Source organism: Pontibacter virosus, from assembly GCF_003096355.1.
GTDB lineage: Bacteria > Bacteroidota > Bacteroidia > Cytophagales > Hymenobacteraceae > Pontibacter > Pontibacter virosus.
Genome location: NZ_QEKI01000001.1, coordinates 15,246 through 30,618 on the forward strand (window position 1 = coordinate 15,246; position 15,373 = coordinate 30,618).

Genomic DNA, 15,373 nt, shown 5'->3' on the forward strand with positions numbered 1-15,373 from the left:
TTACTGTATGCTTTCAAGCCGCTGCGTAATGTGTTCTACCACTTCCTCGCACCATCTGTCTGACAGATTCTGAAGATCTTCGTCCGTCCAATCCTGATGATATAGCTTTTCCAGCCATGCATGATGCCTGTCGGCCCCTACCTCATACTTATAAGCCTCTAGTGTGAATACCAAGTCTTTTGATAATCCGAATACTTTTGTACCAGCCTTTTTGAAGCCCTCTAGGCGTATTGCTAACCCGATTTGATGAACGTTTTCACGCTGTAGGATCTCTTCCAGCTCCTCTTTGGTATAGTTGACTTTGGAGGTATGATTTATAGACTTCATCAACCAAAAGTCACTGAACAGAGGCGTTACTTCTTTCAGTCCTTTAGTTATTCTGGTAGCTAATTCCGGCAGCACCTTTTCAAACAGCGAAACGACAGACTCCCTGTCCTTGCCTTTCTTTACCTCCTCTCTATCTACTGATTTGAGCAAATCCTTTAGCTTCTTGAGCTTTTGATCCAATGGCCTTTCAGGAGTTTGTATCTCCTTCTCCAGCTCCTGCTCTAGGGCCTCTATGGTTGGCAGCTCTCCCTTCAGGCCCTCCGGAACTGCTTGCAGCACCTGGTATTCGGCCACTCCTAGGGGGGCAGACATATTCTTAAGAGAGTATTCTACCACCACCTTGTTGGGGGTTTTGCAAAGCAAGATGCCGATGCTTGGGTTGTCGGCCGGCTGCCGCAGTTGCGCATCTACCGCATTGAGGTAGAAGTTCAGCTTTCCTGCAAACTCCGGCTGGAACTCCGTCACCTTCAGTTCCACTACAACGTGGCAGCGCAGCTTAGTGTGGTAGAGCAGTATGTCCAGATAGAAATCATCTCCATCGATGTTTAAGCGGTATTGCCTGCCCATGTAGGCAAACCCTTGCCCTAGCTCCAGCAGAAACTTGGTTATCTGGTTGGCCAGCGCATTCTCCAAATCCCTTTCACGTGCTTCCGGCCCCAGGGTTAGGAAATCGAAGTTATAGGGGTTCTTGAGCGTTTCGATGGCTAAATCGGCTTGTGGCTTGGGAAGCGTTAATGCGAAATTGTTCAGGGTCTGGCCCTGCCTCTGATACAGCCTGCTCGCCAACTGGTGCAGCAACATCGCGCGTGACCAGCCATGGCGGATTGTCTCGCTGACGTAAAAGAGCGCTTCCTTGACGCTAGAGCACTTAGTGACGATTTCACGATTATGCCCCCAAGGAATTAGTCCCACAAGTTGTGGGACTAATTCCTGTGTAGCGTCTAGATGAGGAATGTCGCGAAATTGGCCGACAAGTTGGGACACTAAGCCTCGCTCACGGCTGTAGAACAGGTACCACTTCTTGATGTAGAAGAGATTGGTTCGGGAAAATCCTTTCATCTCTGGAAACGCACTGCTAAGATCGCTGGATAGCTGCTCAATCAGGGTGTCTCCCCAGCTGGCCTCCTGCTGCTTCTGCACAATAGCCTCTCCAAGCTGCCAGTATACTAGAATAAGCTCCGTGTTAACTCTTACCGCCGCCTTAAGCTGCGCAGTCTGTATCTTACTCTTCAGCTCAGCAAACCAGGATCGGTAAGTACCGCTAAGTTCAATGTCCTTCATGCTTAATATTACACCGATGCATAGATAGCTGCAAGAAATATTATCAAAATTTCTTGCAGCTACAGAGGGCCCGGCTCCAGTTTCTTTAGGAGTAGAAGGAATCTACTGCCTTTGTTGATGCTTCAGCATCTTTCACCTCTCTGTTATAATATATTGCTGTAAAGGACCGCTGGGTCGATTCTTAATAGTTCGTTCCAACAAACCCTCGGCTATCAAAGGGTCGATATAGCGCCGTACGTTGTCCGTATGAGTTGCCAAGCCTAATACGTCCTCTCTAAAATGTCTTTCCGTTTAGCTGGTTTCAAAGCATACTGTAGGAACTTTATATGCTCTGGTGCCAGTCCCTTCGCAAGTTCTTCTTCAGCTTGGTCGTTAGCCTGGTCGCTGTCGACTAAGCTAGCCTCCAGAAAGGGAGGGAGCCAGAGGCGGCAATACCTTGTGTATATATTTCTAAATGCTTATATTAAATTTCAAAATTCGTGGTGCCCATTTCTTATTATTCGATACTTGCAGGGAGAGCCTTTACTTGTAAGAATGAGGTTAAGCTGAGTCTCCCATAAGTTAATTGTTGAAACAGCAGTCCTCTTAGGAGGCTGAATAATGCCGTACCAAATTACCTAAAAAACTCACGTCATGAAGCACCTGAAGCAATTCCTGACCCGCCTGCAGACCTTTGAGCTTAGGCTTATCCATAGGAAAGAGGCTGTAGGCCCTCTGGGCCTCCGAGAGGTGAGCACCTACGACATCAGGCACGAGACGCCCTACGACGAGGCGGCCGTTTTCGAGAGCGAGCTCAGGCTCCTTGCCCAGATGGCGGCATTGGATCTGCTCCCCCTTCGCCACCCGCAGCTGCAGCTCGTCCTGGAGCAGATCACCGGGATAGAAGACCGCTTCAGGGCCTTCTGGGTCAGCTTCCACAACCATGCCCCGGACTACGGGCGAGCCTACCCGGCCGGCCACCTCCACCAGCTCAGCCTGCCGGAGCTGTTTGTCCTGCGCAACCTGCAGCCCATCGAGGCCGGCATCGCGGTCCGGGAGGAGCTGGTGGATGACCTGGGCGAGTCGGTCAAGCTGCGGGAATCTTTGCTGGCCCATCTCATCCGGCACGTGCAGGCGCTGCTTCCCACCCCGCAGGAGGCAGCCACGGAAAATACCGTTCCTGCCAGGCCTGTCACAGGCCATCCCCGGTTTGTGGACGGGGTGCGGGAGAGGCTCTTTGAAGTCCTAAAGGGCTACTTCACCCCGGGGGATCAGCAGCAGCTGCTGGCCCTCCTCGAGGGAAACCATTCCCCGGCCTCTCCCCTGCTCTTCCACGGGAATGGCAACCAGCTGGCCGACGCCTTCAAGCAGCTCTATGAGGCCAACCTGATCGTGGGCTGCCTGAAAGGCGAACTGGAGTCGTGGATAGCGGCCCACTTTGCCTATGTCTACCGCAAACAGCAAAGAACCCTGCCGCCCAACTACCTAGCCGCCATCATCTCCTCCAACGCCAAGCCCTGCCAGTCCCCTATCCTAGACGTGCGGAAACAACCGGACGGAACTTATGCTGTTTACCCGGTGCTCCGCACACAGAAAAACTATAACTAACGGTAGGAAACAGGCAGGATGCAGGACTACCCACTTGCAGCCTTGCAAACATAGTCATTACCATTGTAGCACAAACCAAACAGAACGCTGCCATGGAAAACCTCACCTTCGACCAACTCCCCCGCGCCGTCAGCCTGCTGCACGAGAAGATGGGCCGCATCGAGCGGCTGCTACTCGAACAACGCCCCCACCAGGAGGCAGCGGCCATCCTCAACGTCCAGGAGGCCGCCACCCTCCTCCACCTCTCCGTGGCCACGCTCTACACTAAGGTCAGCTGCCGGGAGGTGCCCTTCAGCAAGCGGGGCAAGCGCCTGTATTTTCACCGAAGTGAGCTGGAGGAATGGGTCCGACAGGGCCGCAGGAAGACTGTCTCCGAGATCCGCGAGGAGGCGGTCCAGCTTGCAGCCGGCAGAAAAAGAAAATAGCGCCTTCCAGGAAAAAGAATGCCTGCCACGGGAAAAAGCGCTTCCCGCCCCGATCATTTCCACTCTCGCCTCTGAAGGGAAAACCGATGAACATCCAGCAGATCAACAGCGAAATCTCCATCACGGATTACCTGGCCAGCCAGGGCATCCAGCCTGCCTACAGGAGGGGCTGTGACTGGTGGTACATCTCCCCGGTGCGGATGGCCGAGCGCTCGCCCTCCTTCAAGGTCAACACGCGCCTGAACCGCTGGTACGACCACGGCACAGGGGAGGGCGGCAAGGTCATCGACCTGGCGCTGCGCCTCCACCGCACCGCCTCGATCCGGGAGGTCATCCGGCTCCTCTCCGGGCAGACTATTGCTTCAGCAGCAACATCTAGCCACGGTATACAATCAACCGGGAAACAAGCAGAGGGAGAAGTTCCCCCTCTCTCGCCAGCGCCCTTCAATAGTATCAAAGTGCTGGCGGCAAAGCCGCTGGAGGAGAACAGCCCGCTGGCAAACTACCTGCTACAGCGGGGCATCAGCCTTCATACGGCAGGCCCCTTTTGCCAAGAGGTCAGCTTCTCTATCGGCTCCAGGCGCTATGAAGCCATCGGCTTTCAAAATCGCTCGGGCGGCTACGAGCTGCGCAACGCCTGGTTCAAGGGCTCCTCCTCCCCCAAGGACATCACATTCGTGGACAACGGCGCGGGCACCGTCTGCCTGGTGGAGGGCTTCATGGATTTCCTCTCCCTCCTCGAGCTTCGCCCCCGCCTCACAACCAGCTCCAGCTTTCTGGTCCTCAACTCCCTTGCACTGGTTAATAGAAGTCTGGACGTGCTTGGCCGGCACCGGCAAGTGCTGCTTTTCCTGGATCATGATCAGGCGGGCAGGAAGGTGACGGAGCGGCTCCTCAGGTCGGGGCTGAACTGCCGGGACCGCTCCTCCCTTTACCAGAACTACAAGGATGTGAACGAGCTGCTGGTGGCCAGGCGGGGGAAGCCCAAGAAGCTTCGGCCAGGCTTCGGACACCGGAAGGGGGCCAGGGGAAGGAGCCTCTGAAAGTGGGGAGCAAGTTTGTGTTTTTGTCATACAAAAACTCCTGCCGGCACCGCTGCTCCCGGTGGTCGCAGCAGGGGATTCTTCTTACAACGTGAAGCAACAAGAGCATGGAAAAAGAGACAGCACAGCGGCAGCAGAGCCACGAGGGAAAGAAGGGCGGCCGCCCGCTCAAGCGGGTGAAGCGCAGCCATACCCTGGTGGTGCGGGTGACCGATACGGAGCGGCTCCTGATCTCAGGTAAGGCGCGGGAGGCGGGCCTGAGCGTCTCGGCCTGGTTTCGGGCGGCGGCCAAGAAGGCAATAGTCGTGGCGCGCCTCCGGCCCGAGGAGGCGGCCTCGCTGCGCATGCTCTCGGGTATGGCCAACAACCTCAACCAGCTGGTCCGGCTGGCCCACCGCCAGGGGCTGCTGACCCTGCAGGGCAGGTGCCGCCAGCTCCTTAATGACATTCATAACAAACTTCAGCAAATAGGCAGAGATGATCGGAAAGGTGATGACCGGTAAGAGCTTCTCGGGCTGCGTGCGCTACGTGGTCCAGAAAGCAGGAGCGGAGGTGCTGGACTGGGAGGGCGTCCGCACGGACACTGTCGCCTCGATGGCGGCCGACTTCAACCTGCAGCGCAAGCTCAACCCCGGGCTGGAGAAGGCCGTGGGGCACATCGCCCTGAACTGGAGCGTGCATGACAGGTCAAAACTGAGTCCTCAGGTGATGGCAGAGCGGGCAAAAGAGTACATGGCCCAGATGCAGATCCAGAACACGCAGTACCTCATTGTCCTGCACCGGGACCGGGAGCACCCCCACCTGCACATCGTCTACAACCGGGTCAACTATGAAGGGAAAACGATTTCGGACAGGTTCCAGCACCGGCGCAACGCCAGGGTGTGCCGGGAAATCACCCAAAGGCACGGCTACTACCTGGCCCCGGACAAGGGGCAGGTGAACCGCCAGCGATTGAAAGGGGCCGACAAGGCCAAATACGAGCTGCATGACGCGGTCCGACAGGCGCTGCCAAAGGCCAGGACCTGGCAGGAGCTGGAACACTTGCTCCTGGGCAAGGGCATCTTGATCGACTATAAATACAAGAGGGGAACGGAACAGGTGCAGGGAATCAGCTTCCGTATGGGGGAGCTCAGTTTCAAGGGTTCCAGCATCGACAGAAGCCTGAGCTACCGGGCCATCAACAAACAGCTGGAACAGCACAGTAGACTGGCGCAGCTGACGCCACAGGTCTCCGGGCAACACAGCGCACTTGGTCATACAGGGGCATCCTTCCCTGGCATTACCACGGGCAGGGATGCGGCACCCCATCCTGCTACTACCCCGATTGAGGGCCTGCTGGCTCCCACCACCGGGCAGGCAGCGGACACGAATGACTATTCCTTCAGGAAAAGGAAACGCAAAAAGAAAAAGAGAATCCGCTTATGAAAACAGAAGAACTGGAGGAGCGCCTCCTGGACGTGGAGCGCGTGCTGGCCCTGCAGGACAAGCGGCTGGAGAAGCTCGAGGAAGGGACTGCGCCGCATCCCCCGCAGGATGCCCAGGCACCTGACTGCAGCAGCCAGTTTGAGGAGCTGAAGGCGCTCCTCAAGCGGCATGACCTGAGCGTGCAGGCCCTGCAGATCTATGCCCTGATCGCTTCACTTCAGGAAAAGATCACCAAGCTGCCCAAGTTGTTGCCTGTGCGGCATTACCACCATTTCGAGGACAGGTCCAGGGGCTTTTTGATCGGGGGCATGGTGTGTTTGTTGACAACTGCCATCTTCGTAGGGCTGTGCTTCAGCCTGTACCAGGAGAACGGCAGACTGCAGGAGAATAACATGAAGTACAGGATAATCCGGCAGGCTTACCCCGATGCGGCGCACTGGGCAGATTCAACTTATTTGCATGATCCGAATTTACAGTTATGAGCTTGCGCAAAGGCAATAGCCAAGGGTGCCGTTTTGCCGAAGGGGTGTTTGCCGATCCTCCAATTTATTCAGAGACAGTTTCGATCTGAAGAAGATCGAAACTGTCTTTTGCTTCCATTTTGCTGCGCTAAAGGTAATACTCAATTTCCTTTGACACATTTATTTTACAGCCTCAAGCGGGATCCCCGGTTCAGTCAAAATGCATCCGCTGAATGCGCACGGCATTCAGAATAGCTAGCAACGCCACCCCCACATCGGCAAAGACCGCCTCCCACATGGTCGCCAACCCTCCGGCACCGAGAATCAGCACGATGGCTTTGACCCCGAAAGCCAGCGCGATGTTCTGCCACACAATCTGCTTGGTCTTCTCGCCGATGTTGATGGCGGTGGCGATTTTGGAGGGGTGGTCTGTCTGAATCACCACGTCCGCCGTCTCTATGGCCGCGTCTGAACCCAGGCCACCCATGGCCATGCCCACGTCGGCCAGCGTAATCACGGGCGCATCGTTGATACCGTCGCCCACGAATGCAACGGTCCTGCCCTCAGCCTTCAGTTTCTCCACATGGGTCACCTTGTCCTGCGGGAGCAGTCCACCGTAGGCCGCGTCCAACTTCAGTTCAGCTGCCACTTTCTGAACGATGGAGTCTTTGTCGCCGGAGAGCATCACCAGCTGTTTCACCCCCAGCTCCCGCATTTTCCTTACGGCAAGCGGAGCATCCTCCTTCGTCTTGTCAGCGATGGTGATGTAGCCTGCGTAGGTTCCGTCCACGGCCACTATGACAATCGTTTCCACGATTTCCTTGAGGCTAGAGTCATACTGCACATTGTACTTATCCAGCAGCCTGGCATTACCAACCAGTAGAAGCCTGCCGTCGACACTCCCTTTTAGCCCGTGGCCTGAGATTTCCTCCACCTCACTGACCACGTGCTGCTGGTGCGCCTGCCCCGCCTCCGAGACGATGGCCTGTGCGATAGGATGTGTGGACTTGCTCTCCAGCGCAGCCACAGCCGACAGGAACCACTCATTGTCAGGTAGCACCGTCTCCACGCGCTGCACCTGGAACACACCCTCGGTCAACGTGCCCGTCTTATCCATCACCACCGTGTCTACCTGTGTCATCAGGTCCAGGAAATTAGCCCCCTTGAACAGGAGCCCGTTGCGCGAGGCAGCCCCGATGCCGCCGAAGTAGCCGAGCGGGATGGAGATAACCAGGGCGCAGGGACAGGAGATTACCAGAAAAATCAGCGCCCGGTAGAGCCACTGGTTGAAGTCATAGCTCTCTACAAAGAAGTAGGGAATAAAGACAAGGCCAATGGCGAGGAAGAAGACAATCGGCGTATATACTTTGGCAAACTTCGTGATGAACTGCTGCGTCTTGGCCTTGCGGCTGCCTGCTTCCTCTACCAGCTGGAGTATTTTGGAAAGGGCGCTGTTCTCATACGCAGAGGTTACCCTCAGTTCAATGACGCGGTCCAGGTTAATCATGCCTGCCAGTACCGTCTCTCCCTTCTTTTTCGTGTCAGGTTTTGACTCGCCTGTCAGTGCTGCTGTATTGAAGGAGGACTTCTCGGTGAGCAGCTCTCCGTCCAGCGCCACTTTCTCACCCGCCTTCACCTGCACCACATCGCCCATCCGCACCTCTTTCGCCCTCACGGTGACGATGCCGCTCTCGGTTACCAGCCCCACTTCGTCGGGCCTGTTGTCGATGAGCGCCTTGATGGAACGGCGGGAGCGCAGCACGGCCGCCTCCTGAAAATGCTCCCCAACCACATAGAACAGCATCACGGCAACGCCCTCGGCATACTCCCCGATGTAGAAGGCCCCCAGCGTGGCCATGCTCATCAGGAAGAACTCGTTGAAGAAACTGCTCCTAAGGCTCCTAACCGCATGCCATACCACGCGCCAGCCAACCAACACGTAGGCTATGCCATAGGTTATAAGCCGCACATACCCGGAGAACCAGGATGTGTCGAGATTATCCAGCAGAATGCCTCCCAGCAGCAGCACAAGGCTGATGGCCGTAGGAACGTAGGAGGACTTTGCCTCCTCTTCAGCGTGCTCGTGCTCCATAGCACCAGCTTGCCTGGCCTTACCGTCCGCACCGATATTTGGACCGGGAGCCTCCGCAGTTCTAGGCGAGGTAATCTCCAGTGGTTTGAAATCCTCTTCTATGTTTTTGGGTGTAGTCTTGCTCTTATTCATTCTCTTATGTCTTAATGGTTTTCAGCAGGTGCTATGATTCGCTTTAAGTCATCCGGGATTGGCATTGGCCGGAGCGGCGGAACATTGGACCCGCCTGTGTTGCCCACTGGTATCTTTCCGGCCCAGGACTTAACCCCACCTACCAACAGGCGGGGAAGCTGTCCAATCACCTCTTTCGTATTCTTCGTTTTGAACCCGAATCTGAGCATCTTCCAGTGTACGGCCGTATGCTCCAGCGGGTATGGCTGCCCCAGGATATGCGCTCTCTCTAAATGCCTCCAGGCAGCGAGACGGTTGCCCTCTCTCCAGCAGGTATGGTAAGCGGTCAGTTCCTGTTGGTAAAAGGGCCTGAGCTTGGCGGGCATGTTCCAGTTGAGTTTCATATTGTGCTCCTTTGTTCATTTATGTAAAGCTACGCCTCATCCCCCTGCAATCGCATTGCATTTTTGGCGGCGCAACTGCCGCAGAGGCCCTTCACCACCAGGCTAGCCTCCTCCATGGTAAAGTTGTCAGGCAGCGGAATCTTCGGGATGCGGGACATCGGGAGGCAAAACGTTTCCTGGCATTTGCTGCAGGAAAAATGAACATGCAGGTCCTCAGGTGCACATGCACAGCCTTCTTCGCAAAGCGCATACTTCGTAGAACCTGTTCCGTCCTCTATACTATGTACAATCCCCTTATCCTCAAAAGTTTTAAGAGTACGATACAAGGTAATCCGGTCCGAGCGAAGGAAATGGGCCTCCAGGTCATTCAGGCTCACTGCCGAAGACTGGCCTTGCAGGAAGTCAAGCACCAACAGACGCATGGCCGTCGGGCGGACGCCCTTCTCTTGCAGGATACGTTCTAAGTTTTGCAGCATAGGGAATTGTTTAATGATGGCCTTCTTCTTCCGCATTTCGCATCTTGGAAAGCAAAGAGTAAGCACCTTTGGTTACAAAATTGGCGGCAGCGGTATCAATCCCGGCAGGAAGCGCCACCTGCACGTAGCCTCCTTCCTCGGTCCCTCGCTCCACGGGCACCATGCGGAAACGCTTCAGCACCGTCTCGCCCTCTTTTTCATCGCCTGTGTAAAGGAAGATATAGTTGTTGCCATTCTCATGCACCACAGCCGCCTGGGGCAGAGCCAGTACTTCCTGGCCGTTCAGTGCCACCCGCGCCTGCACGTACATGCCCGGCACGAGGTCTTTGTCTTCCTCCTCCATGTGGGCGTGCACCTGCACCGTCCGCTCCGGGCTTATCTCTTTTCCAATCAGGTAGACGGTGGCCTCGTGCCTTGCCTCCGTCTCATTGGGCAGGGAGTACAATACCTTTTGCCCCTTTTTCAGTGTCGGCACGTCCTTCTCAAACACCGTCAGCTCCACGTGCAGGTGGTCGGTATCAGCGATGCGGAACAGTACGTCCGTCGGGTTCACAAACTGCCCAACGCTGGCGTTGATGTAAGTCACGAAGCCCTCAATCGGGGCATGGATGGGGAGGATGCGGCTGATGTTGCCTTCCCGCAAAGAAGCGGGGTTGACGCCAATGATGCGCAGCCGCTCCCCCAGCCCCTCGACCTGTGCCCTTACAGACTTGTACTCGGAAGCAGTCCGCTGATACGTCTTGGCAGAGGTGACCTGCTCAGCGGACAGCTCTTTCTGCCTTTCGTACTCCAGCTCCAAAAACCCAAGGCGGCTTCTGGCATCCAGGTAATCCTGCTGCAGTGTCACAAACTCTGGGTTCTCAATCTTTGCAATCAACTGCCCTCTCTTTACACGCATACCTTCCAACAACACCGTGCTCTTCACATAGCCGCCCAGGGGAGCGCTCACAGCGGCCATGTTCTGGGGCGGCAGGTCCAGCTTGCCTGTCAGCGTCAGGGTATTGCTCAGGTTGCGCATCTCAGGCTTGCCCAAGGCTATGCCCGCCACCTGGTACTGCTGCTCGGTCAGCTCTGCCTCGTTGGGGTTCTCTTCGCCATGCTCCTCCGTAGCCACTTTCGTCGGTTCAGACTCACTGCCGCAGGATAAAAAGAGCAATGCACCTGTTAGGTAAAATATATGGATAATCCTTTTCATATGGGATAGATTCTGCTTTTGTTGGTTACTGTTGGTTTTCTGTCATGTAGTGGAGTTCTATGACAGCCCTGTCATAGGCGTAGAGTGTTTCCAGATAGTTCGCCTGGATGCTCAATGCCCTGCTTAGGCTCAGGATATAGTCCTGGTAGTTGATTTCCCCTACCCGGTAGGCTTTGGTGGCGTGGTCTATGATGAGCCGCGCCTGCGGCAGTGCCGTGCGTTCATAGTAATCCAGGCTGCCCTGCAGCTTGAGCGCCTGCTGAAGCGCGGCCGCTGCATCAGCCCGCAGCTCGTTGCGAGTACCCTCTAGGTCCTTCTGAGCTACGTCCGCCTGTAACTTAGCCGCCTCCATACGGCTCCTCTGTGGCTTTGCCCACAGTGGGATGGCCACGCCGAAGGACACCTCCTGGGGCGCCTCGAACTCCTCTCCCCCCCTTTTTCCATGATTCCCGGCAATGGTTCGGTTCGTATAGCCCAGCTGTAGGTCCGGCAGTAGCCTGGACCGCTCCAATTTGGTTTCCGCCTGCCGCACCTCGACCTGTTGGCGGGCCAGTCGGAGCCGCGGATTCCGCTCCAGCATTTCCTCGGTTATGCCTGGCAGGGGCAAGCGGCTGAGTACCGTGTCTGCCGTGGCTACCAGCGTGTCGGTTGCCAGCAAGGCCTGCAGGCGCTCCTGGAACACGGCCCTGTCGGCCTCCGCCTGAAAGACGCTGTTGCGCACTTCCGACAGCTGCGTCTCGGCCGTCACCTGCTCCAGCAGGTGAGTCTCACCGGTCCGGAGCCTGACCTGGGCGGCCCGGAGGAAAGCTGTGTACAGGCTATCCTGATAGGTGAGCAAGCTGAGTCGGGAGCGTGCATAGACTATTCCGTAGTAGTTGAGCCTCACGTCGCGGACGACTTCCCGCTGGCGCTGGGTCAGGCCGATCCTGCTTGCCTGGGTGAGTTCCCCGGCAAGCTTTGCCTGTCTGGCATAAAGAGTCGGAAAGGCAAACGTCTGCAACACAGAAACCTCAGTGTCATACTCTCCAGACTGTAGCTTACCGGTGGAGTACTGCAGCTGCGTCTTATTGATGTCCCAGGCTGCCCCTTTGAGCGACTGGCTCCTCTTGACGCCAAGCCTGGCGGCCTCTACGGAGGGGTTTCGGTTAATTGCCTTGGCAACGGCCTCATCGAGCGTGTACACTTCTACCGGATGCTGCTGCTGGGCCTGTGCCGGCTGCGCCCTGCCCATAAGCAGGGCAACCGTGGCCAAAACCGTCACTATCGCGGTTGCCGGAAATCCACTGTCACTTGCTTTGCGTTGCTTTCTGCTGGAGAGATACCCTTCGATGAGAATATAAAGCACGGGCAGCACCACCAGCGTCAGCATGGTGGAGGTGATAAGCCCTCCGATCACTACCGTGGCCAGTGGTTTTTGCACCTCAGCCCCTGCCGTGTTGGAGAGCGCCATCGGCAAAAAGCCAAGGGAGGCCACCGCAGCCGTCATCAGCACGGGGCGAAGACGTGTGGAGGTGCCGTTGAGCACCACATCCCGCAGGCTCAGGCTATTGTGCTCCTTGCGCTGTCGGTTGAATTCAGCGATGAGCACAATACCGTTTAACACTGCCACCCCGAACAAGGCAATGAAACCCACACCGGCCGATATGCTGAAGGGCATATCCCTCAGCCACAGGGCCAGTACGCCCCCGATGGCCGACAGCGGTATGGCAGTGAAGATGAGCAGCGAGTGGCGCACGGAGCCGAAGGTGAAATACAACAGTAGGAATATCAGCGCCAAGGCAGCCGGAACAGCCACCGAGAGCCGCTTGTTGGCTTCCTGCAGGTTCTCAAACTGCCCCCCATACGTGACAAAGTAGCCCGTGGGAAGCTGCACCTGCCGGTCTATTTTCTGCTGCACCTCCTCCACCACGCTGGCGACATCCCGCCCCCGGACGTTAAACCCCACGATGATGCGGCGCTTGGCGTCCTCGCGCTGTATCTGGTTTGGCCCTTGCCGAAACACAATGTCTGCCACTTGCTCTAGGGGCACCTGTACCCCATTCGGTGTAGTGACAAAGAGCTGCCGCACATCGGCTATGTCCTGTCTGTTCTCGTGCGTGAGCCGCACGACCAGGTCGAAGCGGCGGTCTCCCTCGTAGACCATCCCGGCGCTTTGGCCGGCAAAGGCCGCGTTGATGGCTTGGTTCACCGTCTCCACGTCCAAGCCGAACCTGGCTATCTGATCCCGTTTGATGTCCACCACGATCTGCGGCAGGCCGGACACCTGCTCCAGGTACAGGTCCTCGGCCCCCTGCACGGTGGACACGATGCTGCCAACCTCTTGGGACAGCCGGGTCAGCTCCTGCAGGTCCTCTCCAAAGATCTTGATGCCCACGTCCTGGCGCACCCCGGAGATCAGCTCGTTGGAGCGCAGCTGGATTGGCTGTGAAACGCCAAAGGTAACTCCCGGTATGGCCTCCAGCGCCTCTGTCATTTTGTTGGCCAGCTCCTCCCGTGTCTCCGCACTGGTCCACTCCTCCTTGTCTTTTAAGGTAATGGTCACGTCGGCGGACTCCATCGGCATGGGGTCTGTCGGTATCTCTGCCGCGCCGATTTTGCTGATCACATCTTTAACCTCAGGAAACTGCTCTTTCAGGATACGGGAAGCCAAGGTTACTTTTTCAATCGTCTCAGACAAAGAGCTCCCGGTCAGCAGCCTTGTCTCCAGCGCAAAATCGCCCTCCTCCAGGGTGGGGATAAACTCGCTGCCCATGCGGGAGAAAAGCACCAGGCTCAGGGCAAACAAACCTACGGCTATGGCCAAAACAAGTGCCTTGAAGCGAAGCGCTCCATGGATGATCGGAGTATAGAGCCGCTGGAAGAAATCCATCATGCGGTCGGAGATGGTGCGCTTGTGTGTAATGTTCTTGTTCAGCAGCAGTGCCGACATCATGGGCACGTAGGTGAGCGAGAGGATGAAGGCCCCGAGTATGGCAAAGGAAACAGTCAGCGCCATGGGCCTAAACATCTTGCCCTCTATACCAACCAGCGCGAGTATCGGCAGGTACACGATCAAAATGATGATCTCGCCAAAAGCAGCGGCGGAGCGGATTTTCCGCGCCGATTCGTACACCTCCTCATCCATTTGCGCCTGCGTCAGCCTGCCTTTGCTGCGCAGCCCCAGGTGGTGCATGGTCGCCTCCACGATGATGACGGCCCCGTCGACGATAAGGCCAAAGTCGATGGCTCCCAGGCTCATCAGGTTACCTGTCACGCCGAACAGGTTCATCAGGATGATGGCAAAGAGCATGGCCAGCGGAATGACAGAGGCTACCACCAACCCTGCGCGGAAGTTTCCCAGGAAGAGCACCAGCACGAAAATTACGATCAATGCCCCTTCAATCAGGTTTTTCTCCACTGTGCCGATGGCGCGCCCGATCAGCTCGCTCCGGTCGAGAAACGCCTGGATCTCCACGCCCTCGGGCAGTGACTTCCTTATCTGTTCGAGCCGCTCTTTGACCCGGTCCACCACCTGGTTGGTGTTCTCGCCCTTGAGCAGCATCACAATACCGCCCACGGCCTCCCCTGTGGCGTCCGTAAGGGCACCGTAGCGGTTGGCACTGCCGAAGCGTACCTGGGCAATGTCAGAGATTAGCACAGGAGTTCCATTGGCAGTGTTAGTGACCACGACCTTCTTGACCTCATCCAGGCTGCTGATAAGCCCCTCGCTGCGGATAAAGTAGGCGTTGGGTTTTTTGTCGATGTAAGCCCCACCCGTGTTCTGGTTGTTGCGCTCCATCGCAGCCAACACGTCACTGATGCTCAGGTTATAGCTGCGGAGCCTGGCAGGGTCGATGGCCACTTCATACTGCTTCACAAAGCCCCCGAAGCTGTTAACCTCCGCCACGCCGGGCGTTCCGAGAAGCTGCCGTCTGATGATCCAGTCCTGGATGGTACGCAGCTCCATCGCGTCATACTGCTTCTCATAACCAGGCTTGGGATGCACGACGTACTGGTAGATCTCGCCCAAGCCTGTGGAAATGGGGGCCATCTCCGGGCTGCCTATGGCTGGGGGTATGATGTTTTTGGCCTCCACGAGCCGCTCGCTCACCTGCTGGCGGGCCCAGTAAATGTCCACATTGTCTTCAAACACAATGGTCACCACCGAGAGGCCGAAGCGGGAAATGGAGCGCACCTCCTCAATATCGGCGATGGTGGACATGGTCTGCTCCACCGGGAAGCTGATGAGGCGCTCTACTTCTTGGGCTGCCAGGGAGGGGCTGGTGGTAATCACCTGCACTTGGTTGTTGGTGATGTCGGGTACGGCATCGATGGGCAGCTGCGTGACGGAATAGCTGCCCCAGACAACAAGCGCAAGGGTGAAGATACCGATGATGAACTTGTTGTAAATGGAGAAATGTATAATGCGGTCAAGCATAATTAAAGTTTTTAAATCAAAATTCTGTTAGGTTATTTTAAATGAACAGAGAAGAAATGGTAAGCCTTGGCGATGACGGCTAAAGCGCCCAGGAGGGTGGCAGCAATCAGGACGGCCATTTTTAGCCGC

12 protein-coding genes are annotated in these 15,373 nt (G+C 56.5%); 6 read left to right on the forward strand and 6 right to left on the reverse strand.

All coding sequences use genetic code 11. The annotated features are described in order from the left end of the window. Positions 1–1,608, reverse strand: a complete 1,608-nt coding sequence (locus tag C8E01_RS00070) for a PDDEXK nuclease domain-containing protein (protein WP_116541349.1) — start codon at positions 1,606–1,608, stop codon at positions 1–3. 633 nt (positions 1,609–2,241) lie between these two features. Between C8E01_RS00070 and C8E01_RS21810 the strand changes: the two genes are divergently transcribed. The 6 genes from C8E01_RS21810 to C8E01_RS00100 all read left to right on the forward strand — a co-directional run bounded on the left by C8E01_RS21810 (position 2,242) and on the right by C8E01_RS00100 (position 6,570). Next, the gene (locus C8E01_RS21810) at positions 2,242–3,195 is read left to right on the forward strand and encodes a hypothetical protein (RefSeq protein WP_116541350.1); all 954 of its coding nucleotides are present in this window, start codon (positions 2,242–2,244) and stop codon (positions 3,193–3,195) included. Between the two features lie 92 nt (positions 3,196–3,287). Continuing rightward, on the forward strand, positions 3,288–3,620 hold the full coding sequence (locus C8E01_RS00080; RefSeq protein WP_116541351.1) for a helix-turn-helix domain-containing protein: 333 nt from the start codon (positions 3,288–3,290) through the stop codon (positions 3,618–3,620). A gap of 86 nt (positions 3,621–3,706) precedes the next feature. After that, entirely contained in the window at positions 3,707–4,663 is a 957-nt protein-coding gene (locus C8E01_RS00085; protein ID WP_165820519.1) for a toprim domain-containing protein, read from the forward strand. Between the two features lie 107 nt (positions 4,664–4,770). Further along, positions 4,771–5,166 carry a plasmid mobilization protein gene (locus C8E01_RS00090; protein WP_116541353.1) on the forward strand — a complete coding sequence of 132 codons (396 nt, stop codon included), beginning with the start codon at positions 4,771–4,773 and terminating at the stop codon, positions 5,164–5,166. Further along, on the forward strand, positions 5,141–6,088 hold the full coding sequence (locus C8E01_RS00095; RefSeq protein WP_116541354.1) for a relaxase/mobilization nuclease domain-containing protein: 948 nt from the start codon (positions 5,141–5,143) through the stop codon (positions 6,086–6,088). The genes C8E01_RS00090 and C8E01_RS00095 overlap by 26 nt, the downstream gene beginning before the upstream one ends. Further along, entirely contained in the window at positions 6,085–6,570 is a 486-nt protein-coding gene (locus C8E01_RS00100) for a hypothetical protein (protein WP_116541355.1), read from the forward strand. The genes C8E01_RS00095 and C8E01_RS00100 overlap by 4 nt, the downstream gene beginning before the upstream one ends. Positions 6,571–6,760: 190 nt before the next feature. On the opposite strand, the gene C8E01_RS00105 is transcribed toward C8E01_RS00100, so the two are convergent. From C8E01_RS00105 to C8E01_RS00125, 5 genes are read right to left on the reverse strand one after another with little or no spacing between them, the layout of a single operon-like run. After that, the gene (locus tag C8E01_RS00105) at positions 6,761–8,773 is read right to left on the reverse strand and encodes a heavy metal translocating P-type ATPase (protein ID WP_116541356.1); all 2,013 of its coding nucleotides are present in this window, start codon (positions 8,771–8,773) and stop codon (positions 6,761–6,763) included. An 11-nt stretch (positions 8,774–8,784) separates the two neighbouring features. Further along, the gene (locus C8E01_RS00110; protein ID WP_116541357.1) at positions 8,785–9,156 is read right to left on the reverse strand and encodes a DUF3703 domain-containing protein; all 372 of its coding nucleotides are present in this window, start codon (positions 9,154–9,156) and stop codon (positions 8,785–8,787) included. Positions 9,157–9,185: 29 nt separating this feature from the next. Beyond that, positions 9,186–9,632 carry a Fur family transcriptional regulator gene (locus C8E01_RS00115; protein WP_116541358.1) on the reverse strand — a complete coding sequence of 149 codons (447 nt, stop codon included), beginning with the start codon at positions 9,630–9,632 and terminating at the stop codon, positions 9,186–9,188. Between the two features lie 10 nt (positions 9,633–9,642). Further along, positions 9,643–10,827 carry an efflux RND transporter periplasmic adaptor subunit gene (locus C8E01_RS00120; RefSeq protein ID WP_116541359.1) on the reverse strand — a complete coding sequence of 395 codons (1,185 nt, stop codon included), beginning with the start codon at positions 10,825–10,827 and terminating at the stop codon, positions 9,643–9,645. A gap of 25 nt (positions 10,828–10,852) precedes the next feature. Then, positions 10,853–15,244: a CusA/CzcA family heavy metal efflux RND transporter gene (locus C8E01_RS00125; protein ID WP_116541360.1), complete on the reverse strand. Its 4,392-nt coding sequence runs from the start codon at positions 15,242–15,244 to the stop codon at positions 10,853–10,855. Positions 15,245–15,373 lie beyond the last annotated feature (129 nt).

Excerpts from the sequence above, each read along its gene's own strand:
- C8E01_RS00080 (WP_116541351.1), top strand. The coding sequence starts at position 3,288 with ATGGAAAACCTCACCTTCGACCAACTCCCCCGCGCCGTCAGCCTGCTG.
- C8E01_RS00120 (WP_116541359.1), bottom strand. The coding sequence starts at position 10,827 with ATGAAAAGGATTATCCATATATTTTACCTAACAGGTGCATTGCTCTTT.
- C8E01_RS00070 (WP_116541349.1), bottom strand. The coding sequence starts at position 1,608 with ATGAAGGACATTGAACTTAGCGGTACTTACCGATCCTGGTTTGCTGAG.
- C8E01_RS00125 (WP_116541360.1), bottom strand. The coding sequence starts at position 15,244 with ATGCTTGACCGCATTATACATTTCTCCATTTACAACAAGTTCATCATC.
- C8E01_RS00095 (WP_116541354.1), top strand. The coding sequence starts at position 5,141 with ATGATCGGAAAGGTGATGACCGGTAAGAGCTTCTCGGGCTGCGTGCGC.
- C8E01_RS21810 (WP_116541350.1), top strand. The coding sequence starts at position 2,242 with ATGAAGCACCTGAAGCAATTCCTGACCCGCCTGCAGACCTTTGAGCTT.
- C8E01_RS00105 (WP_116541356.1), bottom strand. The coding sequence starts at position 8,773 with ATGAATAAGAGCAAGACTACACCCAAAAACATAGAAGAGGATTTCAAA.
- C8E01_RS00100 (WP_116541355.1), top strand. The coding sequence starts at position 6,085 with ATGAAAACAGAAGAACTGGAGGAGCGCCTCCTGGACGTGGAGCGCGTG.
- C8E01_RS00085 (WP_165820519.1), top strand. The coding sequence starts at position 3,707 with ATGAACATCCAGCAGATCAACAGCGAAATCTCCATCACGGATTACCTG.
- C8E01_RS00110 (WP_116541357.1), bottom strand. The coding sequence starts at position 9,156 with ATGAAACTCAACTGGAACATGCCCGCCAAGCTCAGGCCCTTTTACCAA.
- C8E01_RS00090 (WP_116541353.1), top strand. The coding sequence starts at position 4,771 with ATGGAAAAAGAGACAGCACAGCGGCAGCAGAGCCACGAGGGAAAGAAG.
- C8E01_RS00115 (WP_116541358.1), bottom strand. The coding sequence starts at position 9,632 with ATGCTGCAAAACTTAGAACGTATCCTGCAAGAGAAGGGCGTCCGCCCG.